The organism is Ruegeria sp. CE12, from assembly GCF_056537525.1.
In genome coordinates, this window is sequence record NZ_JBQFRS010000005.1 from 1 (window position 1) to 17,458 (window position 17,458).

Genomic DNA, 17,458 nt, shown 5'->3' on the forward strand with positions numbered 1-17,458 from the left:
GGACATCCGGATTGATCTGCAAAGGCCCGCCATCCGGCGGGCCTTTTTCTATCCAAGATCCAAAACCGCGCCATACAAACATGACGCAATATGACGATGTGCCGATGGTCCAAGACAATGCAAGGCCATCGGCTGTTGAAGGCTGCCGAACATGGCATCCTCCAGTTCCTCTGATGCACCCGCCGTCTGAACCTGAAGTTCCATGCAACCCACACACAGAGGCCGTATTTGGTCCACCATGCTTTGTGTGACGGGCACCAAATCTCTTTCAGTAGGTCCTGCAACCTCCCACACATCATGGTCGTTCACATGCAACCAAAGGAGAAGAACCGGGGGCGTCACCCGCTCAAGAAACGATCTCATCCCCAATACCCAAGCCGAACTGAGCTCCTGAGCAACAGCTTCTATTCTTGCGTCCGAATGGGTTTGTAACCGGGTCAGCAAATGCCGCACGAAGTGCACTTCCGTGAAATCTACATCGGGATACAGCGAAAGCAGATCACGGGTCGGTTCGAGAAAACGGTCATTCCTGCGCGGGTGGACGCGGTAAAAGTGGTTCGACTGTGACAGAACGTCCGGCAGTTGTAGCACACAAAGCTCGGCGTCGTTCACGATCTTGAGCATGCCCGCATCTAGGGAAAGCGCCTCGACCCCACTGAAAAGGCTCCCAAGATTGACGCAGGTCTTCTCCAATCGCCTTTCCAGTAAATCCACAAAAGGTTGCCCTACAAATCGCCCGAACGTCTCATCTCCTCCTACACAGGCTATGTAGGGTGTATCCAAAGATCGCTCCGGTCCGCGGAACCACAGTTTCGATCCAGTGTATTGGCAAACAGAATCTACTGGCCCATCCGAACCTGCATGATGATAGCTCATGACACTCACCCAATTTTTTCACCCAATTGCCATCTTGCAGCCTCAGGTCTTGAGAAATTCCTAATGTGCGCATTTGAAGCGAATTCGATGGGTCTGATCCCCTTGCTGCTGCCCCCCGTCTGCCGATAGTGTCGCGGTATCCCGTGATACAAAGGCATTGAACATGGATGTGAAATCAGTCGGAGTGATTGGCGCTGGACAGATGGGCAACGGAATCGCTCATGTCATGGCGTTGGCGGATTATGATGTCTTGCTGAACGATGTCAGCCAGGAGGCGCTGGACAGTGCCATTGTGACGATCGAAGCAAACCTGGCCCGCCAGGCATCGCGCGGAAAAATCTCTGATGAAGCGATGCAGTCAGCGTTGAAACGCATCACAACAACGCTGAGCCTGCCGGATCTGGGCCAAACCGACTTGGTCATTGAGGCTGCCACCGAACGAGAGGCGATCAAGCAGGCAATCTTCGAGGACCTGCAGCCACATTTGCTGCCACACACGATCCTGACATCGAATACCTCATCGATCTCGATCACACGTCTCGCCAGCCGGACCGACCGCCCCGAACGGTTTATGGGGTTTCACTTCATGAATCCTGTGCCGGTCATGCAATTGGTCGAGTTGATCCGTGGTATCGCAACTGATGAAGCAACCTATAACTCTTGCAAAGCTGTTGTGGACCGGTTGGGCAAGACTGCGGCCAGTGCCGAAGATTTCCCGGCCTTCATCGTGAACCGTATCCTGATGCCGATGATCAACGAAGCGGTTTACACGCTCTACGAAGGTGTCGGAAACGTCCAATCCATTGATCAGTCCATGAAGCTGGGCGCTAATCACCCGATGGGGCCCCTGGAACTGGCCGATTTCATCGGGCTGGATACCTGTCTCGCGATCATGAACGTGTTGCATGACGGACTGGCTGACACCAAGTACCGCCCCTGCCCTTTGCTGACAAAATATGTCGAAGCAGGTTGGCTGGGTCGTAAGACCGAACGTGGTTTCTATGACTATCGCGGTGAAGTTCCGGTACCAACCCGATGACAATTTCAGCCCGCATACGATTGCGGGCTAATACTCGGGTCTGCGATCAATTCAAGAATTCGAACTCTGGCTCAGCGACATTGTGCGCTTTCTGAGCCATGCCATAAACCCGCGCGGATCTTTTTCCAGCAACTGCATGTCTTCGTCGGAAACCGGCTCACCGATGACCGGCGATTGCGGTTTGTTGCAGGATCGAACGATTTCATGCAGCAAAAGCCCCTGCCGCAGAATAGGCGACAACTTGTTCGCGATCTGATACCAGCGCGAGTTGCTGCCAGGGAAGAAGATCGGCAGAACCTTTGCCTTGGATCGACGGATCATCTGGGCTGTGAATACGTTCCATTCGCGCTCAACTGCAGGGCCGAACCAATCGTCTGATGACATGACTACGCCAGATGGGAACAACGCTACGACGCCCCCTGCCTTCAGATGAGCCATCGCTTTCCCGCGCATCTCAAGCATCTTGGTTTGAGCTTCGGGGTCATGCGGAAATGGAACCGGGATCATGAAAGACGTTGCCGCCTCGTCCAACCCAGTCAGCACGGAACGCGTCAGAATACGGTAGTCACTGCGCACCTGACCAATCAGTTCAGCCAGAATCATGCCATCCACCATCCCATGCGGGTGATTGGCCACAACGACAACGGGTCCTTCCTTTGGGATACGGGCGAGCTGTTCCTGAGGTGTGGTAAGGTCGATCCCCATGACCTCAAGCGCGCCGCCCCAGAACTTCTGGCCACGGTAGTACTCGTTCTTCTTCTCGAACTTGTTGACCATACGCAGAATGGTCAGCTTACCCGTGCACCATTCGATTGCGCGGATCGCAGTCGAGGTCCATGCGTCGTCGAACGAGTTTGCATAGGTCAGGGTTCTACGGTCGTAGACTTCACCCTGATCTGTGGTCCCATCCACCACGGTATTCGTCTTGGTATCGTGCGCGGTTTCCGCCAATTCCTGGTCTTCCCGTTCTTCGTCTCGTGGCAGAGCAGTGCCTAGAAACCTTCCCCGAACTTGTCGTTGACCAAGGTTTCCAACGCTTCTGCCAACGCCTCAGCATCCGGTCCGGACGTCTCGACGTCAATAGTGGTTCCGCGAGAGGCTGCCAACATCAAAAGACCCATGATACTGTCGCCCGACGCAGAAAGTCCGTCCTTTGAAACTTCTGCCCTTGCGTCAAACCCCTCGACTACTTCTACAAGCTTAGCCGAAGCGCGGGCATGAAGTCCTTTTTCATTAATGATTCTCAAGCTTCGGTTAGCCATATTCAATCAGTCCGGTCTCAATCCAACGTCACATTTTGCGTATTGATATACTTGCGTCCAGCCTCCATTGCGTGCCGCACGGCATCGGCCACAGGCAAGTGGCGACTTTTGGCCAATTTAATCAGCATCGGTAGATTCGCCCCATAAAGGATACGGCGATCTTGGGGCGCACAAGCGCGCAGGCTCAGATTCGATGGGCTACCGCCAAAGAGGTCGGTTACGACAACCACACCATCTCCAACGTCCACCTCATCTGCGGCACGACAGATTTCAGTTTGTTTTGCTTCGCGATCGTGGTCCGCTTCAATTGCAATCGCAACCAGACCGGGCTGTTGTCCCACGACATGCTGCATGGCGGCCAGATACTCCTGAGCCAACCCCCCATGCGCTACGATTACGATCCCGATCAATCCGGCCTCACATTCAACGATCGACGCTCCATTTCGCGGTGCCTAATTGCCACCTGCTGCCCCCCTTCTGCAAGGGCCTTTGCAACCGCTTCCGCGACGGCGACCGAACGATGTTGGCCACCGGTACAGCCAAAGGCCACCGAGAGATGCGCTTTGCCCTCTGCCCGAAAACCAGGAAGCAACACCTTGAGCAAATCCACGACCCGGTCGAAGAAAGGATCGTAGTTGACATCGGATTGAACATAGGCCGCAACATCGGGATTTCTACCATCCTCAGACCGCAATTCCGGCCGCCAATAGGGATTGGCCAGGAACCGGCAATCGAAAACCATGTCCAACCCACGCGGCAAGCCACGCTTGTAGGAAAACGATTCGATGGAAACCGCAAGATGCCGACCGCTTTGAGGTGCGAACCAACGCTCCACCTCTTCCCGCAACTGATGAATGTTTAGTACGCTTGTGTCGATCAGGGTGTCCGCGATCTCGCGTATGGGCTGCAGAAGTTCTTTTTCCTGCAGGATGCCGGTTTCAGGGCTGGCATCTGAGGCCACTGGATGCCGCCTGCGGGTTTCAGAGAAGCGACGCAGCAATACTTCGTTACTGCAATCCAGATAAAGTACGGTCAGATCAACCTGCTCCATCCGCCCCAATTTCTCTGCGAGCTCAATAAACCCGATCGTTGAGAATTCCCGGTTGCGCGCATCGATGCCCAGCGCCATTGGGCGTGCAGGCTCGGGACCATCCAGCAATCGGGACAAAAGACCCATCGGCAAATTGTCGATCGCTTCAAAACCCAGATCTTCCAAGACGTGGATCGCTGTCGACCGGCCGGCGCCAGAAGGCCCCGTCACCAGGACGATGCGCCGTTGCGAAGTTATTTGCTCGGCCATTGCGGATCTACGCGTCCCATTTTCATAAATTGTATCAGTGCTACAGCCAAATTGGGTACACCACCTCCGCGAAGCAAGGGAACAGTTTGCCTCAGGACTTTGATCATCTGGGGTTCCGGCAAACGCCTTTCCTCAATCTGTCCAAGATCAACCACATAGTGCACAGGCGCAGGACCGCATGGTTTGGCCCTTAACAGCCCGATACCGCGCGCCTCGATCAGCCCTCTGATTGATGGAATCACATCAGCAACAAGTTGATCCCTCTGCATCCGTAGATCCACCCGATCATCAGCCACCAGATCCGCACCCAGGGCCATCATCTCCAATGCCAACCCTGATTTTCCGGCGCCTGAATCGCCCAAAATCAAAAGCGCTCTACCCTCAACCGCAACACAGGTGGCGTGAACACAAGCCGTGTCTCTGTTTGCAAGATCGGACAGGTTATCTGTGCCCATGGCCTAGACAGGTAACCCGACAACAAACCGGGCACCAAGTGGATCCGAGGTGATGTCCGCTTCTGTCGGTCGAATATTCTCGGCCCAGATCACGCCGCCATGGGCCTCGACGATCTGTTTGGAAATAGCCAGCCCAAGACCGGAGTTGTTGCCGAAATGCTCTTCCGGCCGCTGGGAGTAGAACCGCTTGAAAACCTTGGTCAGGGCCTGATCCGGAATGCCCGGACCTGTATCTTCGACCACGATCAGAACACGGTTTTCGCGCTGGCGGACCCAAACCCGAATGGCGTCATGTTCTTCGCAGAAAGATATCGCATTGGTGATCAGATTGACGAACACCTGAGCGAGGCGAGCCTCAAGGCCGTTCACAACGATCGGCTCTGAAGGCAGGTCCGTGATATAGTCGATGCCTTTCGAACGCGCATCTTCGCCCAGATACTGACCGATATTGCCGATCAATTTAAGAAGATCGAAGGGCTGCTCTTCTTCTTTGACAAGCTCGGCATCCAACCGCGAGGCATTCGAGATGTCACTGACCAGCCGATCCAGCCGTCGAACATCATGCTCGATAACGCCCAATAGTTTGTCTCGCTGATCTTCGCGCTTGACCATGCGCAACGTACCAACAGCGGATTGCAAACTTGCCAGAGGGTTCTTGATCTCATGCGCGACATCCGCTGCGAATTGTTCATTGGCATCAATGCGATTGTAGAGTGCGGTCACCATTCCACGCAGAGCCCTGCTCAGACGCCCGATTTCGTCAGGTCTTGCGCTCAGATCAGGGATACGAATGCGTCCTGGATTAACGCCCGCGCCGCGGTCCTTTCCCATCTCAGCTGCCGCGGCAAGATCGGCGAGCGGGTTGGCGATGGTTGAGGCCAGCACAAGGCTGAGGCCAATCGACACCAAAAGCGCAACGACGAACATCTGCAGAATACGCTCCTGTTCTTTGCGGGCCAGAGCGTCAATTTCACCAGCGGGACCGGCCATTGCAACGGCCCCTACAGGCACACCCTCACGCAGAATCGGAGTGGCAGCGACAATCACGGTATCCCCAGCGGCATCAGACACTGCCTGAACCTGCATACCACCCTGCAAAGCGGTCGGGATCATGTCCTGAACACGCTGAGCAAGTGTAGGCGCTTCATCCTTGTTGGACCCACTGAATACACCAGATATTCCAACCCAGACGACGTTCAGCGCATCGCTGATCAGCGTCCCACCGGTCGGCAGATCCGCGTCAGACCTAAGAAGAACGGGCAGCTCGGATGCAGGAGAAGCACCGCGTGTCCAACCGATTAGAGTGCCGGTACCATCGTACACGAACAGCTCTCCTCCCTCAGGTAGACTAAGGCCGGACAAAGTGTCTTTCACATCAAGATCGGCAGTATCTTGCGGCTGATTTACTGAGGCCTGCCGCAGTTGCGTTTCAAACACGTTGCTGACCAACAATGCGTCGCCGATCAGATTCCGCGCCGTCTCCTGAACGCGTTCTTTTCTCGTGTCGTCGAGATAGAGCAATCCAGCGACGAGAATCACCAGAGCAATCAGGTTGAAGGTTATGATTTTCCGCGCCAGCGGCGAGCCGCGTAACGAAAACAGATTGCGCCGCGAACGGCGCGCACTCATTTCAGCAGACTCGGAATCCTGCGGGATGACCCAATCATCCCCTAGAACGACATCGCCGTCCCGCATTTCGCTGGCTTGTTCAGTGTCGCGCACGAGACCCCTTTACCCCTTAAAAACGGCCGCGCCTATTCTTCGTTGTATCTGTAACCGATTCCGTACAGCGTTTCGATGGCCGAAAACTCAGGGTCAGCAGCGCGCATCTTCTTGCGAAGGCGTTTGATATGGCTGTCGATGGTTCGGTCATCGACATACACCTGATCGTCGTAAGCCACATCCATCAACTGGTCACGGCTTTTGACAAAGCCCGGACGCTGAGCCAACGCCTGCAGCAGGAGGAACTCGGTCACTGTCAGCGAAACATCCGCTCCCTTCCAGCTTACCGCATGACGCAATGGATCCATGCGCAGTTCGCCACGCTCCATTACCTTGGTATCGCCGGTGTTTGCAGTTGTCGCATCACCAGAAGTTGCTTCCTGACGGCGTAGTAATGCCCGAATGCGTTCTACCAGAAGTCGCTGCGAGAAAGGCTTTTTGACGTAGTCGTCCGCCCCCATTCGCAGACCCAGGACTTCGTCAATCTCATCATCCTTGGATGTTAGGAAGATCACCGGCATCTGCGTTTTCTGTCGCAGACGCTGCAATAGATCCATTCCGTCCATGCGAGGCATCTTGATATCCAGCACAGCCATATCCGGCAATTTCTTGTTGAATGCATCAAGGGCTGCCTGCCCGTCATTATAGGTTTCGACCTCGAACCCCTCGGCCTCGAGCGTCATGGAAACGGACGTCAGAATGTTTCTGTCGTCATCCACCAGTGCAATCTTAGACATCGGGTTACCCCTATTCCTGCTCTCATACGCAATATTTCGCTTATTAGTATGGCATTTCTGGCGTTTTTAAGGCGGCGAATCAATCCGTATCTGCGAATCGTGCGATTGTTGCCACACAGATGCGGCAAAAAAGCCGTACATTCAGCAGGAAACCCGCTTAGAATTTCAACAGTAATTTCTTGGTTGCGCTAAACCTGCGCTTGGTTGCGCTAACTGCGCCAAACCGTCCTGTTCATGTCCCGAACGACCATGATAAGACCCGCTCATCCGCCGGTTATTCCCGGCATACTGCCCCAAGAGCGCACCCTGGCCTAACCGCCGTCGCGCCGCCACAGGAGAAGAAACGCATGACATCTGGACGGGTTAACCCGCAATTCCGCCTCGAAGATCAGGGCATCGAGGGTCTGGGAAATGTCTATTACAACTTCATGGAGCCAGCGCTGATCGAAGAGGCGCTGAAGCGCGGCGAAGGCACCCTTGGCAATGGCGGAGCCTTTCTGGTCACCACTGGTAAATTCACTGGCCGGTCGCCCAAGGACAAGCATGTCGTCAAAACCGACAGTGTCGCCGATACCATCTGGTGGGAAAATAACGCCGCGATGAGCCCGGAAGGGTTCGACGCTCTCTATGCCGACATGCTCGAGCATATGAAGGGCCGCGATTATTTCGTGCAAGATCTCGTGGGCGGTGCAGATCCGGCCTACTCAATCAACGTGCGCATGGTCACCGAGTTGGCCTGGCATAACCTGTTTATCCGCCACCTGCTGCGCCGTCCCGATCGTGAGGATCTGGATGACTTCACTGCAGATTTCACAGTTATTAACTGCCCCAGCTTTCAGGCGAACCCTGAAAAGCATGGCTGCCGCAGCGAGACCGTTATCGCGCTGAACTTCGACCGCAAGATCATCCTGATCGGTGGTACCGAATACGCGGGTGAAAACAAGAAATCGGTCTTTACCCTGCTGAACTACATGCTGCCTGAAAAAGGTGTGATGCCGATGCACTGCTCGGCCAACCACGCCGTCGGCAACCCAGTCGACACAGCAGTGTTCTTTGGGCTGTCCGGAACAGGTAAAACCACTCTGTCTGCCGATCCGGCTCGTGTCCTGATTGGTGACGATGAGCATGGCTGGTCGGACCGTGGCACCTTTAACTTCGAAGGCGGCTGCTATGCCAAGACCATCAATCTGAATGCCGAAGCCGAGCCCGAGATTTACGCGACAACTTCGAAGTTCGGCACAGTGATCGAGAACATGGTTTTCGACCCTGAGACCAAAGAACTGGATTTCGACGATGATTCGCTGACTGCGAACATGCGCTGCGCCTATCCGCTGGAGTATATCTCGAATGCTTCGAGCAGCGCGTTGGGTGGACACCCCAAGAACATCATCATGCTGACATGCGACGCGTTCGGCGTACTGCCTCCGATCGCGCGGCTGACCCCGGCACAGGCGATGTACCACTTCCTGTCAGGCTTCACCTCCAAGGTTGCTGGCACCGAGCGTGGTGTGACCGAGCCTCAGCCGACCTTCTCAACCTGCTTTGGCGCTCCTTTCATGCCGCGCCGTCCAGAGGCCTATGGCAACCTGCTGCGCGATAAGATCGCCCAGCACGGGGCAACCTGCTGGCTGGTAAACACAGGCTGGACCGGTGGCGCCTATGGCGTCGGCAGCCGGATGCCGATCAAGGCAACTCGCGCGCTGCTGACTGCAGCCCTCGAGGGTTCGCTGGCTGATGCCGAGTACCGCAAGGACGCGAATTTCGGATTTGATGTCCCTGTTTCAGTCCCTGGCGTGCCCGAAGTGCTGCTTGATCCACGCCGGACCTGGGACGATCAGGCTGCGTTTGATAAACAAGCCGACAAACTGGTTCAGATGTTTGCTGAAAACTTCGAGCAATATCTGCCCTTTATCGACGACGATATTAAGGCCGTCGCAATCGGCTGATGACAGGGGGCGGCAACGCCCCCTTTTTTCTTGGCGATCACGACCTTCGACAGATCATCCTTTGGTTGTATTTTGCTTCATGCATATACAAATTCATTGCCCGGTGTGCTGTCATAGTTTAGTTACAAAAACCATCGAAAGAAAAAAGCCCGGCGCATTTGCACCGGGCTGCAGCTGAAAGAACCTTTGGGCACCTCATGCGAACTCACTCACAATCGCGAATTGAGGCGCCTAATCATATAGGTACTGTATTCGAAGGGGGATGAGTGTCAATATGAGACGCGCTATTTGATGCGTTTCAAACAGTCGCAGCGTTGCGGTCACTGACACTGGATATAATAGGTTAAGGACATGACTGAGATTTCGAAACTCACTGAATTGCGCAAACTCATGCAGAGCATGGAACGTACTCTGGGTCTGGAGGAACTATCTCCGGTTGAGCGCGACATCTACTATGCGGCCGAAGAGCTCTCCAAAGACGACAAGGAAGTCCGTACTTTCGGACTGATCGAACACACTTTGGTCCAAAGCGTATCGCGCCCGACGTTTTTCCGCGCCCTGAAATCGCTGGTTCAGAAAGGTTACCTCTCGCAAAGCGGTAACGCCAACCGGGGTCGTTACGTCGTTCATGCTCCCAGGTGAAGCGCTCAGACGGCGCGTGAATGGCTGATGTGAATGCGCGCCTGGGTTTCTGATACTTTTTTTGCCTCACTGGCATATGTAGTGGCATCTTTCCTGACCTTCGAGGTCTTGATGCCACTTCAGAACGCATTCTTTCCCGAATATCCAAGCCGGGCGAGCCTGCTGTTCCTGCCCCACGGAGTACGCGTTCTTGCCGCCTGGCTGCTTGGCTGGCGGGCGATATTCGCGCTGCTACCCGGTGTCTTTATCGTATTTGCGTTTCTCGCAGGGGCAGATGTCTTCACACCCAGCCGCCTCATGGCAATAGTCATTGCGGTAACAACGGCACCTGCAGTGTTCTATCTGTGCAAATGGATGGGTTGGGATTTGTTTCCCGCCGCTCACAAGCGCCCTTGCTGGATATGCGTCATGGGGGTCGGCGTGATCACCTCGTTCCTCGTTTCCGGATTGACCAATCTTGCCTTCGGAAGCGCAACAGCCGAGTATATCGCCTACCTCATCGGTGACTTGTCAGGATTGTTCTTTTTGATGCTGGGGCTTTATTTCGCGTTTCGCTTTATGGAGCGTCGCGCCTGAGGCATTAGCCAAAAATGCCGCGCCGCAGAAGATTCAGCCCGGCAATCAAAAGAACCAGCAGCGTAACCTTTCGAAACGTTGTCTGATCAATCCGATCCTGCAATAGCATGCCAGCCCATAGTCCCGCCATAGCAGGCACAATCAATGCCGCTGAAAAGGGTAAGGTTTCTGATCTGAGTATACCCGACCCCAGATGCGCAACCACCAGCGCAACCGCGCCCAGCCCGTATATGACCCCCTGAACACGCAACTGCTCTCGTTTGGGCGTATTCAACGCAGTCAGATAAGCGACGGTTGGTGGCCCCCAAACTCCAGACATTCCACCGACAAATCCTGCAATGGCACCAATTGCAGCTTCCACTCGCGCCGATGGTTTGTCGAGCTTCAGTGCGAACCCAATCAGTTGAATGAAAGCAAAAAATGTAACGGGCACCCCAATCATCAACAGGAAAACCCGGGCGGGTACCAAACTGACGAGCTGCGCGCCCACCAACAGAAAGATCAGGCCAACACTCAGAAAAACCCGGAACTGTCGGATAGACGCTAGCGCGGCAGCTGCACCCTCACGCAATGCTTGAACACCATTGGTGACCAGTGTCGGCAAGATCAGACCAGCAAGCGCAAGGTCTGGAGACAAAGTCGTACTAAGTCCTGAGATCAGGACCATCGGCATGGCAAACCCGACCATGCCCTTGACCCAACCAGCCACAAAGGCAACTGCAAAAGCCAGCAACAGATCTTGGGGTGTAAACAATGAAAACAGCGTCATATACCCTACATACCACCGGGAAAATTCTCTGCATCGCAAAAACGCTCAGGTAATTTTTGAACTATTTATGAGCCTAACGCGTATTTTTGTTGCGCTGCACGTGCAGCATGATATGACCAGACGACCCAGAAAAGGACGTGATTCATGGCCCATGACGGACAGGATACAACGAACATGACTGCTTCAGCGGTTTTGCCAGATCTTCTGACTTTGACCAAAGCTGCGCTTCCGGCAGTCCAGTCCGTGTTTGACAGCGCACGCGTTTCGGTTCGCGCGATGGTAAGCAAAGACGACAAAATCTCGGGCGCGCTGGTCGAGGCCAATCAGACAGCGGCACACGGGTTGTCCTGGTTAGCCACCTATCACCAATCTCTGCAGCAGATGCAGCGCTGGGCAGAGTCTCTGAATGCTGACGGAAACTTTGGCGAGATGGAGCAGTTGCTGCACCAGATTGCTTTTGGCGAGTATTTGCATCAGATCGCCGGCGGCATCCCGATGAACCAGGGCGAAGTTGTGCGCCTGCAGGATCTGGGATTGGGATGGGACGCTCTCTCGGGATTCCAATGTAGCGAAGTGCAAACGCTGATGGCGCAGGCCAATTCTCAGACAGCCCGAACACGTCTGGTCCAACTGATGGAGGAGCAGTCCGGCGCCACCATGTTCGGTACATCCGGTCTTGATGAAGAGCTTGAGATGATCCGCGATCAGTTCCGGCGCTATGCTCTGGAGAAAGTCGAACCAAACGCGCATGAGTGGCACCTCAAAGACGAACTGATCCCTATTGAGATCATCGAGGAACTGGCCGAGATGGGTGTCTTTGGCCTGACCATCCCCGAAGAGTTTGGTGGCTTTGGATTGTCCAAGGCTTCGATGTGCGTCGTGTCTGAAGAATTGTCGCGTGGCTATATCGGCGTTGGCTCGCTGGGGACCCGGTCTGAAATTGCGGCCGAACTGATTATTGCAGGTGGCACAGACGAACAAAAGGCGCAGTGGTTGCCCAAGATCGCCAGTGCTGAAATCCTGCCAACCGCCGTTTTCACCGAACCTAATACCGGATCTGACCTCGGCAGCCTGCGCACACGCGCGGTCAAGGATGAAAACGGTGACTACAAGATCACCGGCAACAAGACCTGGATCACGCACGCCGCGCGCACCCATGTCATGACCTTGCTGGCGCGAACCAATCCGGACACCACCGATCACCGTGGGCTTTCCATGTTCCTGGCTGAAAAGACACCAGGCAATGACGACAACCCGTTCCCAACCCCCGGCATGACCGGAGGTGAGATCGAGGTGCTCGGCTATCGCGGCATGAAGGAATACGAGCTGGGTTTTGATGGGTTCCACGTAAAGGGTGAAAACCTGCTGGGCGGCGAAGAAGGCAAAGGCTTCAAGCAGCTCATGGAAACCTTTGAAAGCGCCCGCATCCAGACAGCAGCACGCGCCATTGGCGTAGCTCAGAGCGCTCTGGATATTGCCATGCAATACGCGCAGGAGCGTAAACAGTTCGGCAAATCTCTGATCAATTTCCCGCGCGTGTCGGGCAAATTGGCGATGATGGCGGTTGAGATCATGATCGCACGTCAGCTGACATACTTCTCGGCCTGGGAAAAAGATAACGGCCACCGATGTGATCTGGAGGCCGGTATGGCCAAGCTGCTGGGCGCGCGTGTGGCTTGGGCCGCAGCTGATAACGGCCTGCAGATTCATGGCGGGAACGGCTTTGCGCTTGAATACAAGATCAGCCGTGTGCTGTGCGACGCGCGGATCCTGAACATCTTTGAAGGTGCAGCCGAAATTCAGGCACAGGTAATCGCCCGCCGATTGCTGAGCTGAAACGAACAAAAACCTCTTGTTTCCCCAACTTGACCCGGCCCCGTGCCGGGTCTTTTGTTGCGTCAGAACGCATGCTCACCCGCACCTGAGATCACAACTTGATATGACAGCTTCAACCCAATCTCATTTCAGCCCTGAATTGCCGATGCGATTTCTTCCCCTTTGCTTCCCCACTGATCCCGGATAGAGCAACCGACAAAGAATACAGGCTCGGGCGAGTAGTTGGCGCAACCATTATGACAAAATTGATATTTGCACTTTGGGCAACTTTGGCAGCCCTTGCATTGGGTGGCTGTACAACATCACCGCCGACTGCCAGTCAGGACGATATCAACGAACTGGCGCAGGCCATTCAAAGCCTGAGTCCTGCTGTCGATCCTGCTGAGGCCCGGAAGGCCGCTTCGATTGCGTACACCTATTCACAACAACTGGCTCGGGAATGGAACATCACCGATCCGGCGATAGTCCATAACGCAAAGGTCGCAAACGGCCTACGAGAACGCGGCCTGTGCAATGATTGGGCCCAGGCCATGACCACCCGCCTGAGACAGGAAAACTTCCGGACGCTTGACTTGCATTGGGTTACATCACCTCCAACCGCGTTCCGGATCATCCATCATTCCGCGGCGATCAGCGCCAAGGGAGCGTCAATGGATGATGCCATCATCCTTGATCCCTGGCGAAACAGCGGTGCGCTGTTCTGGGCACCGGTTCGCGAAGACACCAGATACAACTGGAGACCTCGCATGGAAGTTCGCGAAGAACTGCTGAGCGGTGCGATACCCTACTAAAATCCAGGACACCGGTTCCCTCGGCACTACGGAATGGATAAGAGATCAGCATGACGCGCCTAATCCTGACCCTGCCTCTTCTGGCCCTTTTCCAGTGTGATAAGGACGAAACCGTTGCAGCCTACGGTGCGGCAGACCAGACATGGGCGTTGCAGGAAATAGATGGGCAGCCTTATGAGGCCAGCGCTTTGCTGCGCTTTCCCGAAGAGGGCAAGATTGCGGGCAATGCCCCGTGCAACAGCTATACCGGTACGTTAAGTGCACCATACCCCTGGTTCGAAATCCAGAACCTGACGGCCACACGTGCGGCCTGTGCTGGACTTGAGGCCGAAGGGTTTTATTTCGCCGCGCTCATAGCCATGACCCAGTCTGAAGTGTCAGGTGATATCCTGATCCTTCGAAACGAAGACGGGCACGAGATGGTATTCAAAGCCGCCGAGTGAACTGATCCACAAATCGTGCCCGCGCATCAGGCAATGGATTGTGACCCAATGCAGGTGCAACCCGGTTCTCAAGAAAATATCCAGTTGTTCCCAGGGCCTGGGCGATCTCATCATCAGCCCCCTGCCCTTCGCCCAGAAGACACGGTGGTAAAGGCAAGAGCCTGTCAGCCCATTCGCCTGCACCCTCAGCGCTCACTGCACGCCCTGATTTTGGCGAAACATAAATCAGACCCTCAGTCGTACCAGTCACGGCGCATCGGCTAAAATCAAGGCCAAAGCCCAATTCTTCCAGCAACGCCATTTCCCAACGCAGATAAGCCAGCGGCCAGATGTCATCCTGTCCGAGCAGATCCATGAGTTGTTCAGTTTGCTTGTAAATGGCTGGATGGGGTTCGCGTTCGGGCAGGCAAAAGGACAAAAGCGTCACGACTGCGTTCAATCCGGCAAGCGCCAATCGCCCTGAAAACGCCGCAGCAGCGCGAGAGCGGAGAGGTTCGACCTGAAAAGTACCGATATGTTCCTCAAGCCGCGCACGCCACAAGACGTCCAGCTGCGCACCCGGCTGCAGTATTGGCGCGATCTTGCGGCTGGTGCCCCCGCGCACGACGCCTGCATGCCGACCATGACCTTCTGTAAAGACCTCGATAATCGCCGCCGTTTCGCCGTGGCGGCGAGAGGTCAGAAGTATGCCGTGATCGCGCCAGTCCAAGTTTGGGTCCGTTCAGTTATCAGATGCGCCCGCAGGAAATCTCATACCCGTCATACGCGCAAGGCAGAAACTGGCCGAAGGTATTCATACAGTCGGACAAACGAATTGCACATAACGGGCGCCTTGGCTAATGTTCGCCTAATGTTCTCATCAAAGGAAATTTAAACCATGTCTCTCAACTATGTCATGATTGGCTCAAACGATGTCGCCAAGGCCCGCACCTATTACGACGCGGTCATGGCCGAAATCGGTGGCAAGGTTGTCGCCGAATACATGCCATACGCGGTCTGTTACGAGCTGCGTGGTGGCGGGCGAGTCTGGGTATCGATGCCACACGATCAAAAAACGGCGACTCCCGGGAACGGAAACATGGTCGGCCTGCTGTGCGAAAGCGAAGACGAGGTGCGCGAAGTCCACGCAGCGGCGCTGGCCAATGGCGGCACAAACGAAGGTGACCCCGGCCCGCGCCCGCAATATGGCCCGGACTTTTTTGGAGCCTATGCCCGTGATCTGGATGGTAACAAGATGAGCTTTGTTAACTTTGGTGAAAACGGCTGATCGCATTCGCGGTCAGTTAAGCTAAAGGGGTTGGATTGGCATGATGGGCACTATCGACAAGTCGGTTGAGCCCATCTTTCGCATGCCAGCACCAACCTGCGTTTTGTTGTAACTGCATGACGCTTGACGCACATGGGGTACATCCTTTAATTAACTTAATAGTTAAATAAAGGTGAGATATCATGCGCGGAATTACGATTACGTATAGCTACGAAGGCGATGAGAGCGCCTGGATCGACGCCACTGCAGCCTTCATATCTGCCATCGACTCTGATCCGGCGGCAGCGGGGAAATTCACCTACCAAGTGGCGGTAGCGGATGATGGAATGTCCCGGTTTCACTGGGGCCGGTGGGACAGTGCCGAAACGTTAGCTCATGTGCAGGCGCAACCCTATTTCAAGGAGTTTGCTGCCAAGGTGCGGGAATTTGCAGGAGGCGCACCCCATGCGACCGGCCACGACATTTCCGCAAAAACGGGCGGTTGGTAGGTTTATTCCAACCCTTCTTCCCCAAGCAAATGGCGCCCCTGCCGATCCTCAACCTCGATCACCCAAAGATCGGGGTCGAAGCTGCGCTGACGCCGTATGGCGCTGTCTACGTCCACCTCTGCCCCATTGGACAGTTCAACCCATTTGCGCTCACCGCTCATCAAGTCAAAGCTGCGTTGAAAAGCAATCGCCTTACCGTCCAACGTGTTCAGTTTAACCAGTACTGCACCAGCAGTGTCATCACCATGGGCCACGACAAAGGCTGGTATCTCCTGAAACCGCAGCCGCGCCAGATAGGCATGGACCCAGAATTCAGCCGTCAGGCGGCTCATGCGTTGCCGTCTTTGAAATCCAGACCCATTTCCGAATACCGCTCGGATTCTTCCAACCAGTTGGGTCGGACTTTGACTTGCAGAAATAAGTGGATCTTGCGGTCGAGGAACTCTTCCAACTCGGCCCGTGCCGCCTGACTGACGGCCTTGATCGTTTCGCCCCGTTTGCCCAGCACGATACCTTTGTGGCCGTCGCGCATTACGTAGATGACTTGATCGATCTTGGCAGAACCGTCTTTGCGCTCCTCCCAGTTCTCGGTTTCTACAGTCAACTGATAGGGCAGTTCCTGATGCAGGCGCAGGGTCAGTTTCTCACGCGTCATCTCAGCCGCGATCATGCGCAGAGGCAGGTCGGCAATCTGGTCCTCGGGGTACAGCCAAGGACCTTCGGGCAACTCGGACGCCAGCCACTTGCGCAGATCATCGACACCATGTCCCTTTTCCGCGGAAATCATGAAGGTTTCGGCAAAGGGATAGCGCGCATTCAATTCGCTCGTCAGCGCCAGCAGCTTCTCGGACGGGACCTTGTCGATTTTGTTGATGGCCAGCGCGATTGTGCGACCCTGACCGATCTCTTCCAGACCCTCGAGGATACGTTCCACGCCTTCGGTAATGCCACGATGCGCCTCGACCATAAGCACTACGACGTCGGCATCCGCAGCTCCGCCCCATGCGGCGGCGACCATGGCGCGGTCCAGACGGCGACGGGGTTTGAACAGGCCCGGCGTGTCCACAAATACCAACTGCGCATCACCTTCCATCGCTACACCGCGAATACGGGCGCGGGTGGTCTGCACCTTATGCGTCACGATTGAGACCTTGGCCCCGACCATGCGGTTCAAAAGGGTGGATTTGCCTGCGTTGGGCTCTCCGATCAGGGCGATAAATCCGGCGCGTGTGGTCATGTGTCCTGCGATCCTGTTAGCAAGTGCGCATCCCTATAGCAGAAAGCCCATATGGACCAGAGGGTTTTGTCG

At 55.2% G+C, this 17,458-nt stretch carries 21 protein-coding genes; 9 read left to right on the top strand and 12 right to left on the bottom strand.

All coding sequences use genetic code 11. From position 1 onward, the window contains the following. Window positions 1-48: 48 nt before the first annotated feature. Window positions 49-876, bottom strand: a complete 828-nt coding sequence (locus ACR0IO_RS12850; protein ID WP_480742020.1) for a DUF6473 family protein — start codon at window positions 874-876, stop codon at window positions 49-51. 163 nt (window positions 877-1,039) lie between these two features. Here ACR0IO_RS12850 and ACR0IO_RS12855 point away from each other — a divergent pair, with 163 nt between their 5' ends. After that, on the top strand, window positions 1,040-1,915 hold the full coding sequence (locus tag ACR0IO_RS12855) for a 3-hydroxybutyryl-CoA dehydrogenase (RefSeq protein WP_480742021.1): 876 nt from the start codon (window positions 1,040-1,042) through the stop codon (window positions 1,913-1,915). A 51-nt stretch (window positions 1,916-1,966) separates the two neighbouring features. Here the strand turns inward: ACR0IO_RS12855 and ACR0IO_RS12860 are convergent, their stop codons facing one another. Genes ACR0IO_RS12860 through ACR0IO_RS12890 form a run of 7 tightly spaced genes read right to left on the bottom strand, consistent with a single transcriptional unit; the run spans window position 1,967 to window position 7,391 of the window. Next, window positions 1,967-2,866: a lysophospholipid acyltransferase family protein gene (locus tag ACR0IO_RS12860; RefSeq protein WP_155142332.1), complete on the bottom strand. Its 900-nt coding sequence runs from the start codon at window positions 2,864-2,866 to the stop codon at window positions 1,967-1,969. Window positions 2,867-2,907: 41 nt separating this feature from the next. Next, a complete protein-coding gene (locus tag ACR0IO_RS12865) occupies window positions 2,908-3,177 on the bottom strand; it encodes an HPr family phosphocarrier protein (protein ID WP_155142330.1) in 270 nt (89 codons plus the stop codon). Window positions 3,178-3,194: 17 nt separating this feature from the next. Next, window positions 3,195-3,587 carry a PTS sugar transporter subunit IIA gene (locus ACR0IO_RS12870; protein WP_155142329.1) on the bottom strand — a complete coding sequence of 131 codons (393 nt, stop codon included), beginning with the start codon at window positions 3,585-3,587 and terminating at the stop codon, window positions 3,195-3,197. Beyond that, the gene (gene rapZ, locus ACR0IO_RS12875) at window positions 3,584-4,477 is read right to left on the bottom strand and encodes an RNase adapter RapZ (RefSeq protein WP_480742022.1); all 894 of its coding nucleotides are present in this window, start codon (window positions 4,475-4,477) and stop codon (window positions 3,584-3,586) included. Before rapZ ends, ACR0IO_RS12870 begins: the two co-directional genes overlap by 4 nt. Then, a complete protein-coding gene (locus ACR0IO_RS12880) occupies window positions 4,462-4,932 on the bottom strand; it encodes an HPr kinase/phosphorylase (RefSeq protein WP_480742023.1) in 471 nt (156 codons plus the stop codon). Before ACR0IO_RS12880 ends, rapZ begins: the two co-directional genes overlap by 16 nt. 3 nt (window positions 4,933-4,935) lie before the next feature. Further along, a complete protein-coding gene (locus ACR0IO_RS12885; RefSeq protein ID WP_480742024.1) occupies window positions 4,936-6,654 on the bottom strand; it encodes an ATP-binding protein in 1,719 nt (572 codons plus the stop codon). A gap of 32 nt (window positions 6,655-6,686) precedes the next feature. Beyond that, window positions 6,687-7,391 (bottom strand): response regulator transcription factor, encoded by a 705-nt coding sequence (locus ACR0IO_RS12890; RefSeq protein WP_155142322.1) that lies wholly within the window; start codon window positions 7,389-7,391, stop codon window positions 6,687-6,689. A 347-nt stretch (window positions 7,392-7,738) separates the two neighbouring features. Here ACR0IO_RS12890 and ACR0IO_RS12895 point away from each other — a divergent pair, with 347 nt between their 5' ends. The 3 genes from ACR0IO_RS12895 (at window position 7,739) to ACR0IO_RS12905 (ending at window position 10,555) form a co-directional block, all read left to right on the top strand. After that, complete coding sequence (locus tag ACR0IO_RS12895) at window positions 7,739-9,337, top strand: phosphoenolpyruvate carboxykinase (protein ID WP_155142320.1); 1,599 nt, start codon at window positions 7,739-7,741, stop codon at window positions 9,335-9,337. A 351-nt stretch (window positions 9,338-9,688) separates the two neighbouring features. Then, complete coding sequence (locus ACR0IO_RS12900) at window positions 9,689-9,979, top strand: hypothetical protein (protein WP_155142318.1); 291 nt, start codon at window positions 9,689-9,691, stop codon at window positions 9,977-9,979. Between the two features lie 111 nt (window positions 9,980-10,090). Next, on the top strand, window positions 10,091-10,555 hold the full coding sequence (locus tag ACR0IO_RS12905) for a hypothetical protein (protein WP_480742025.1): 465 nt from the start codon (window positions 10,091-10,093) through the stop codon (window positions 10,553-10,555). A 4-nt stretch (window positions 10,556-10,559) separates the two neighbouring features. On the opposite strand, the gene ACR0IO_RS12910 is transcribed toward ACR0IO_RS12905, so the two are convergent. Further along, on the bottom strand, window positions 10,560-11,324 hold the full coding sequence (locus ACR0IO_RS12910) for a sulfite exporter TauE/SafE family protein (RefSeq protein ID WP_480742026.1): 765 nt from the start codon (window positions 11,322-11,324) through the stop codon (window positions 10,560-10,562). 144 nt (window positions 11,325-11,468) lie between these two features. Here ACR0IO_RS12910 and ACR0IO_RS12915 point away from each other — a divergent pair, with 144 nt between their 5' ends. From ACR0IO_RS12915 to ACR0IO_RS12925, 3 genes are all read left to right on the top strand, one after another. Then, complete coding sequence (locus ACR0IO_RS12915; protein WP_480742027.1) at window positions 11,469-13,160, top strand: acyl-CoA dehydrogenase family protein; 1,692 nt, start codon at window positions 11,469-11,471, stop codon at window positions 13,158-13,160. A 236-nt stretch (window positions 13,161-13,396) separates the two neighbouring features. Beyond that, a complete protein-coding gene (locus ACR0IO_RS12920) occupies window positions 13,397-13,951 on the top strand; it encodes a hypothetical protein (RefSeq protein ID WP_480742028.1) in 555 nt (184 codons plus the stop codon). 50 nt (window positions 13,952-14,001) lie between these two features. After that, complete coding sequence (locus ACR0IO_RS12925; RefSeq protein ID WP_480742029.1) at window positions 14,002-14,394, top strand: META domain-containing protein; 393 nt, start codon at window positions 14,002-14,004, stop codon at window positions 14,392-14,394. On the opposite strand, the gene recO is transcribed toward ACR0IO_RS12925, so the two are convergent. Further along, window positions 14,378-15,103, bottom strand: a complete 726-nt coding sequence (recO, locus tag ACR0IO_RS12930; protein ID WP_480742030.1) for a DNA repair protein RecO — start codon at window positions 15,101-15,103, stop codon at window positions 14,378-14,380. The two genes, ACR0IO_RS12925 and recO, sit on opposite strands and share 17 nt — an antisense overlap. A gap of 168 nt (window positions 15,104-15,271) precedes the next feature. On the opposite strand from recO, the gene ACR0IO_RS12935 reads away from it, so the two are divergent. Next, window positions 15,272-15,661 (top strand): VOC family protein, encoded by a 390-nt coding sequence (locus ACR0IO_RS12935; RefSeq protein ID WP_480742031.1) that lies wholly within the window; start codon window positions 15,272-15,274, stop codon window positions 15,659-15,661. Window positions 15,662-15,843: 182 nt separating this feature from the next. Continuing rightward, window positions 15,844-16,149 (top strand): hypothetical protein, encoded by a 306-nt coding sequence (locus ACR0IO_RS12940; RefSeq protein WP_480742032.1) that lies wholly within the window; start codon window positions 15,844-15,846, stop codon window positions 16,147-16,149. Between the two features lie 2 nt (window positions 16,150-16,151). Here ACR0IO_RS12940 and ACR0IO_RS12945 read toward each other — a convergent pair whose 3' ends face one another. Together ACR0IO_RS12945 and era are read right to left on the bottom strand one after the other, a co-directional pair. Next, window positions 16,152-16,481 carry a DUF1491 family protein gene (locus ACR0IO_RS12945; RefSeq protein WP_480742033.1) on the bottom strand — a complete coding sequence of 110 codons (330 nt, stop codon included), beginning with the start codon at window positions 16,479-16,481 and terminating at the stop codon, window positions 16,152-16,154. Beyond that, a complete protein-coding gene (gene era, locus ACR0IO_RS12950; protein WP_155142298.1) occupies window positions 16,478-17,386 on the bottom strand; it encodes a GTPase Era in 909 nt (302 codons plus the stop codon). Before era ends, ACR0IO_RS12945 begins: the two co-directional genes overlap by 4 nt. Window positions 17,387-17,458: the final 72 nt, after the last annotated feature.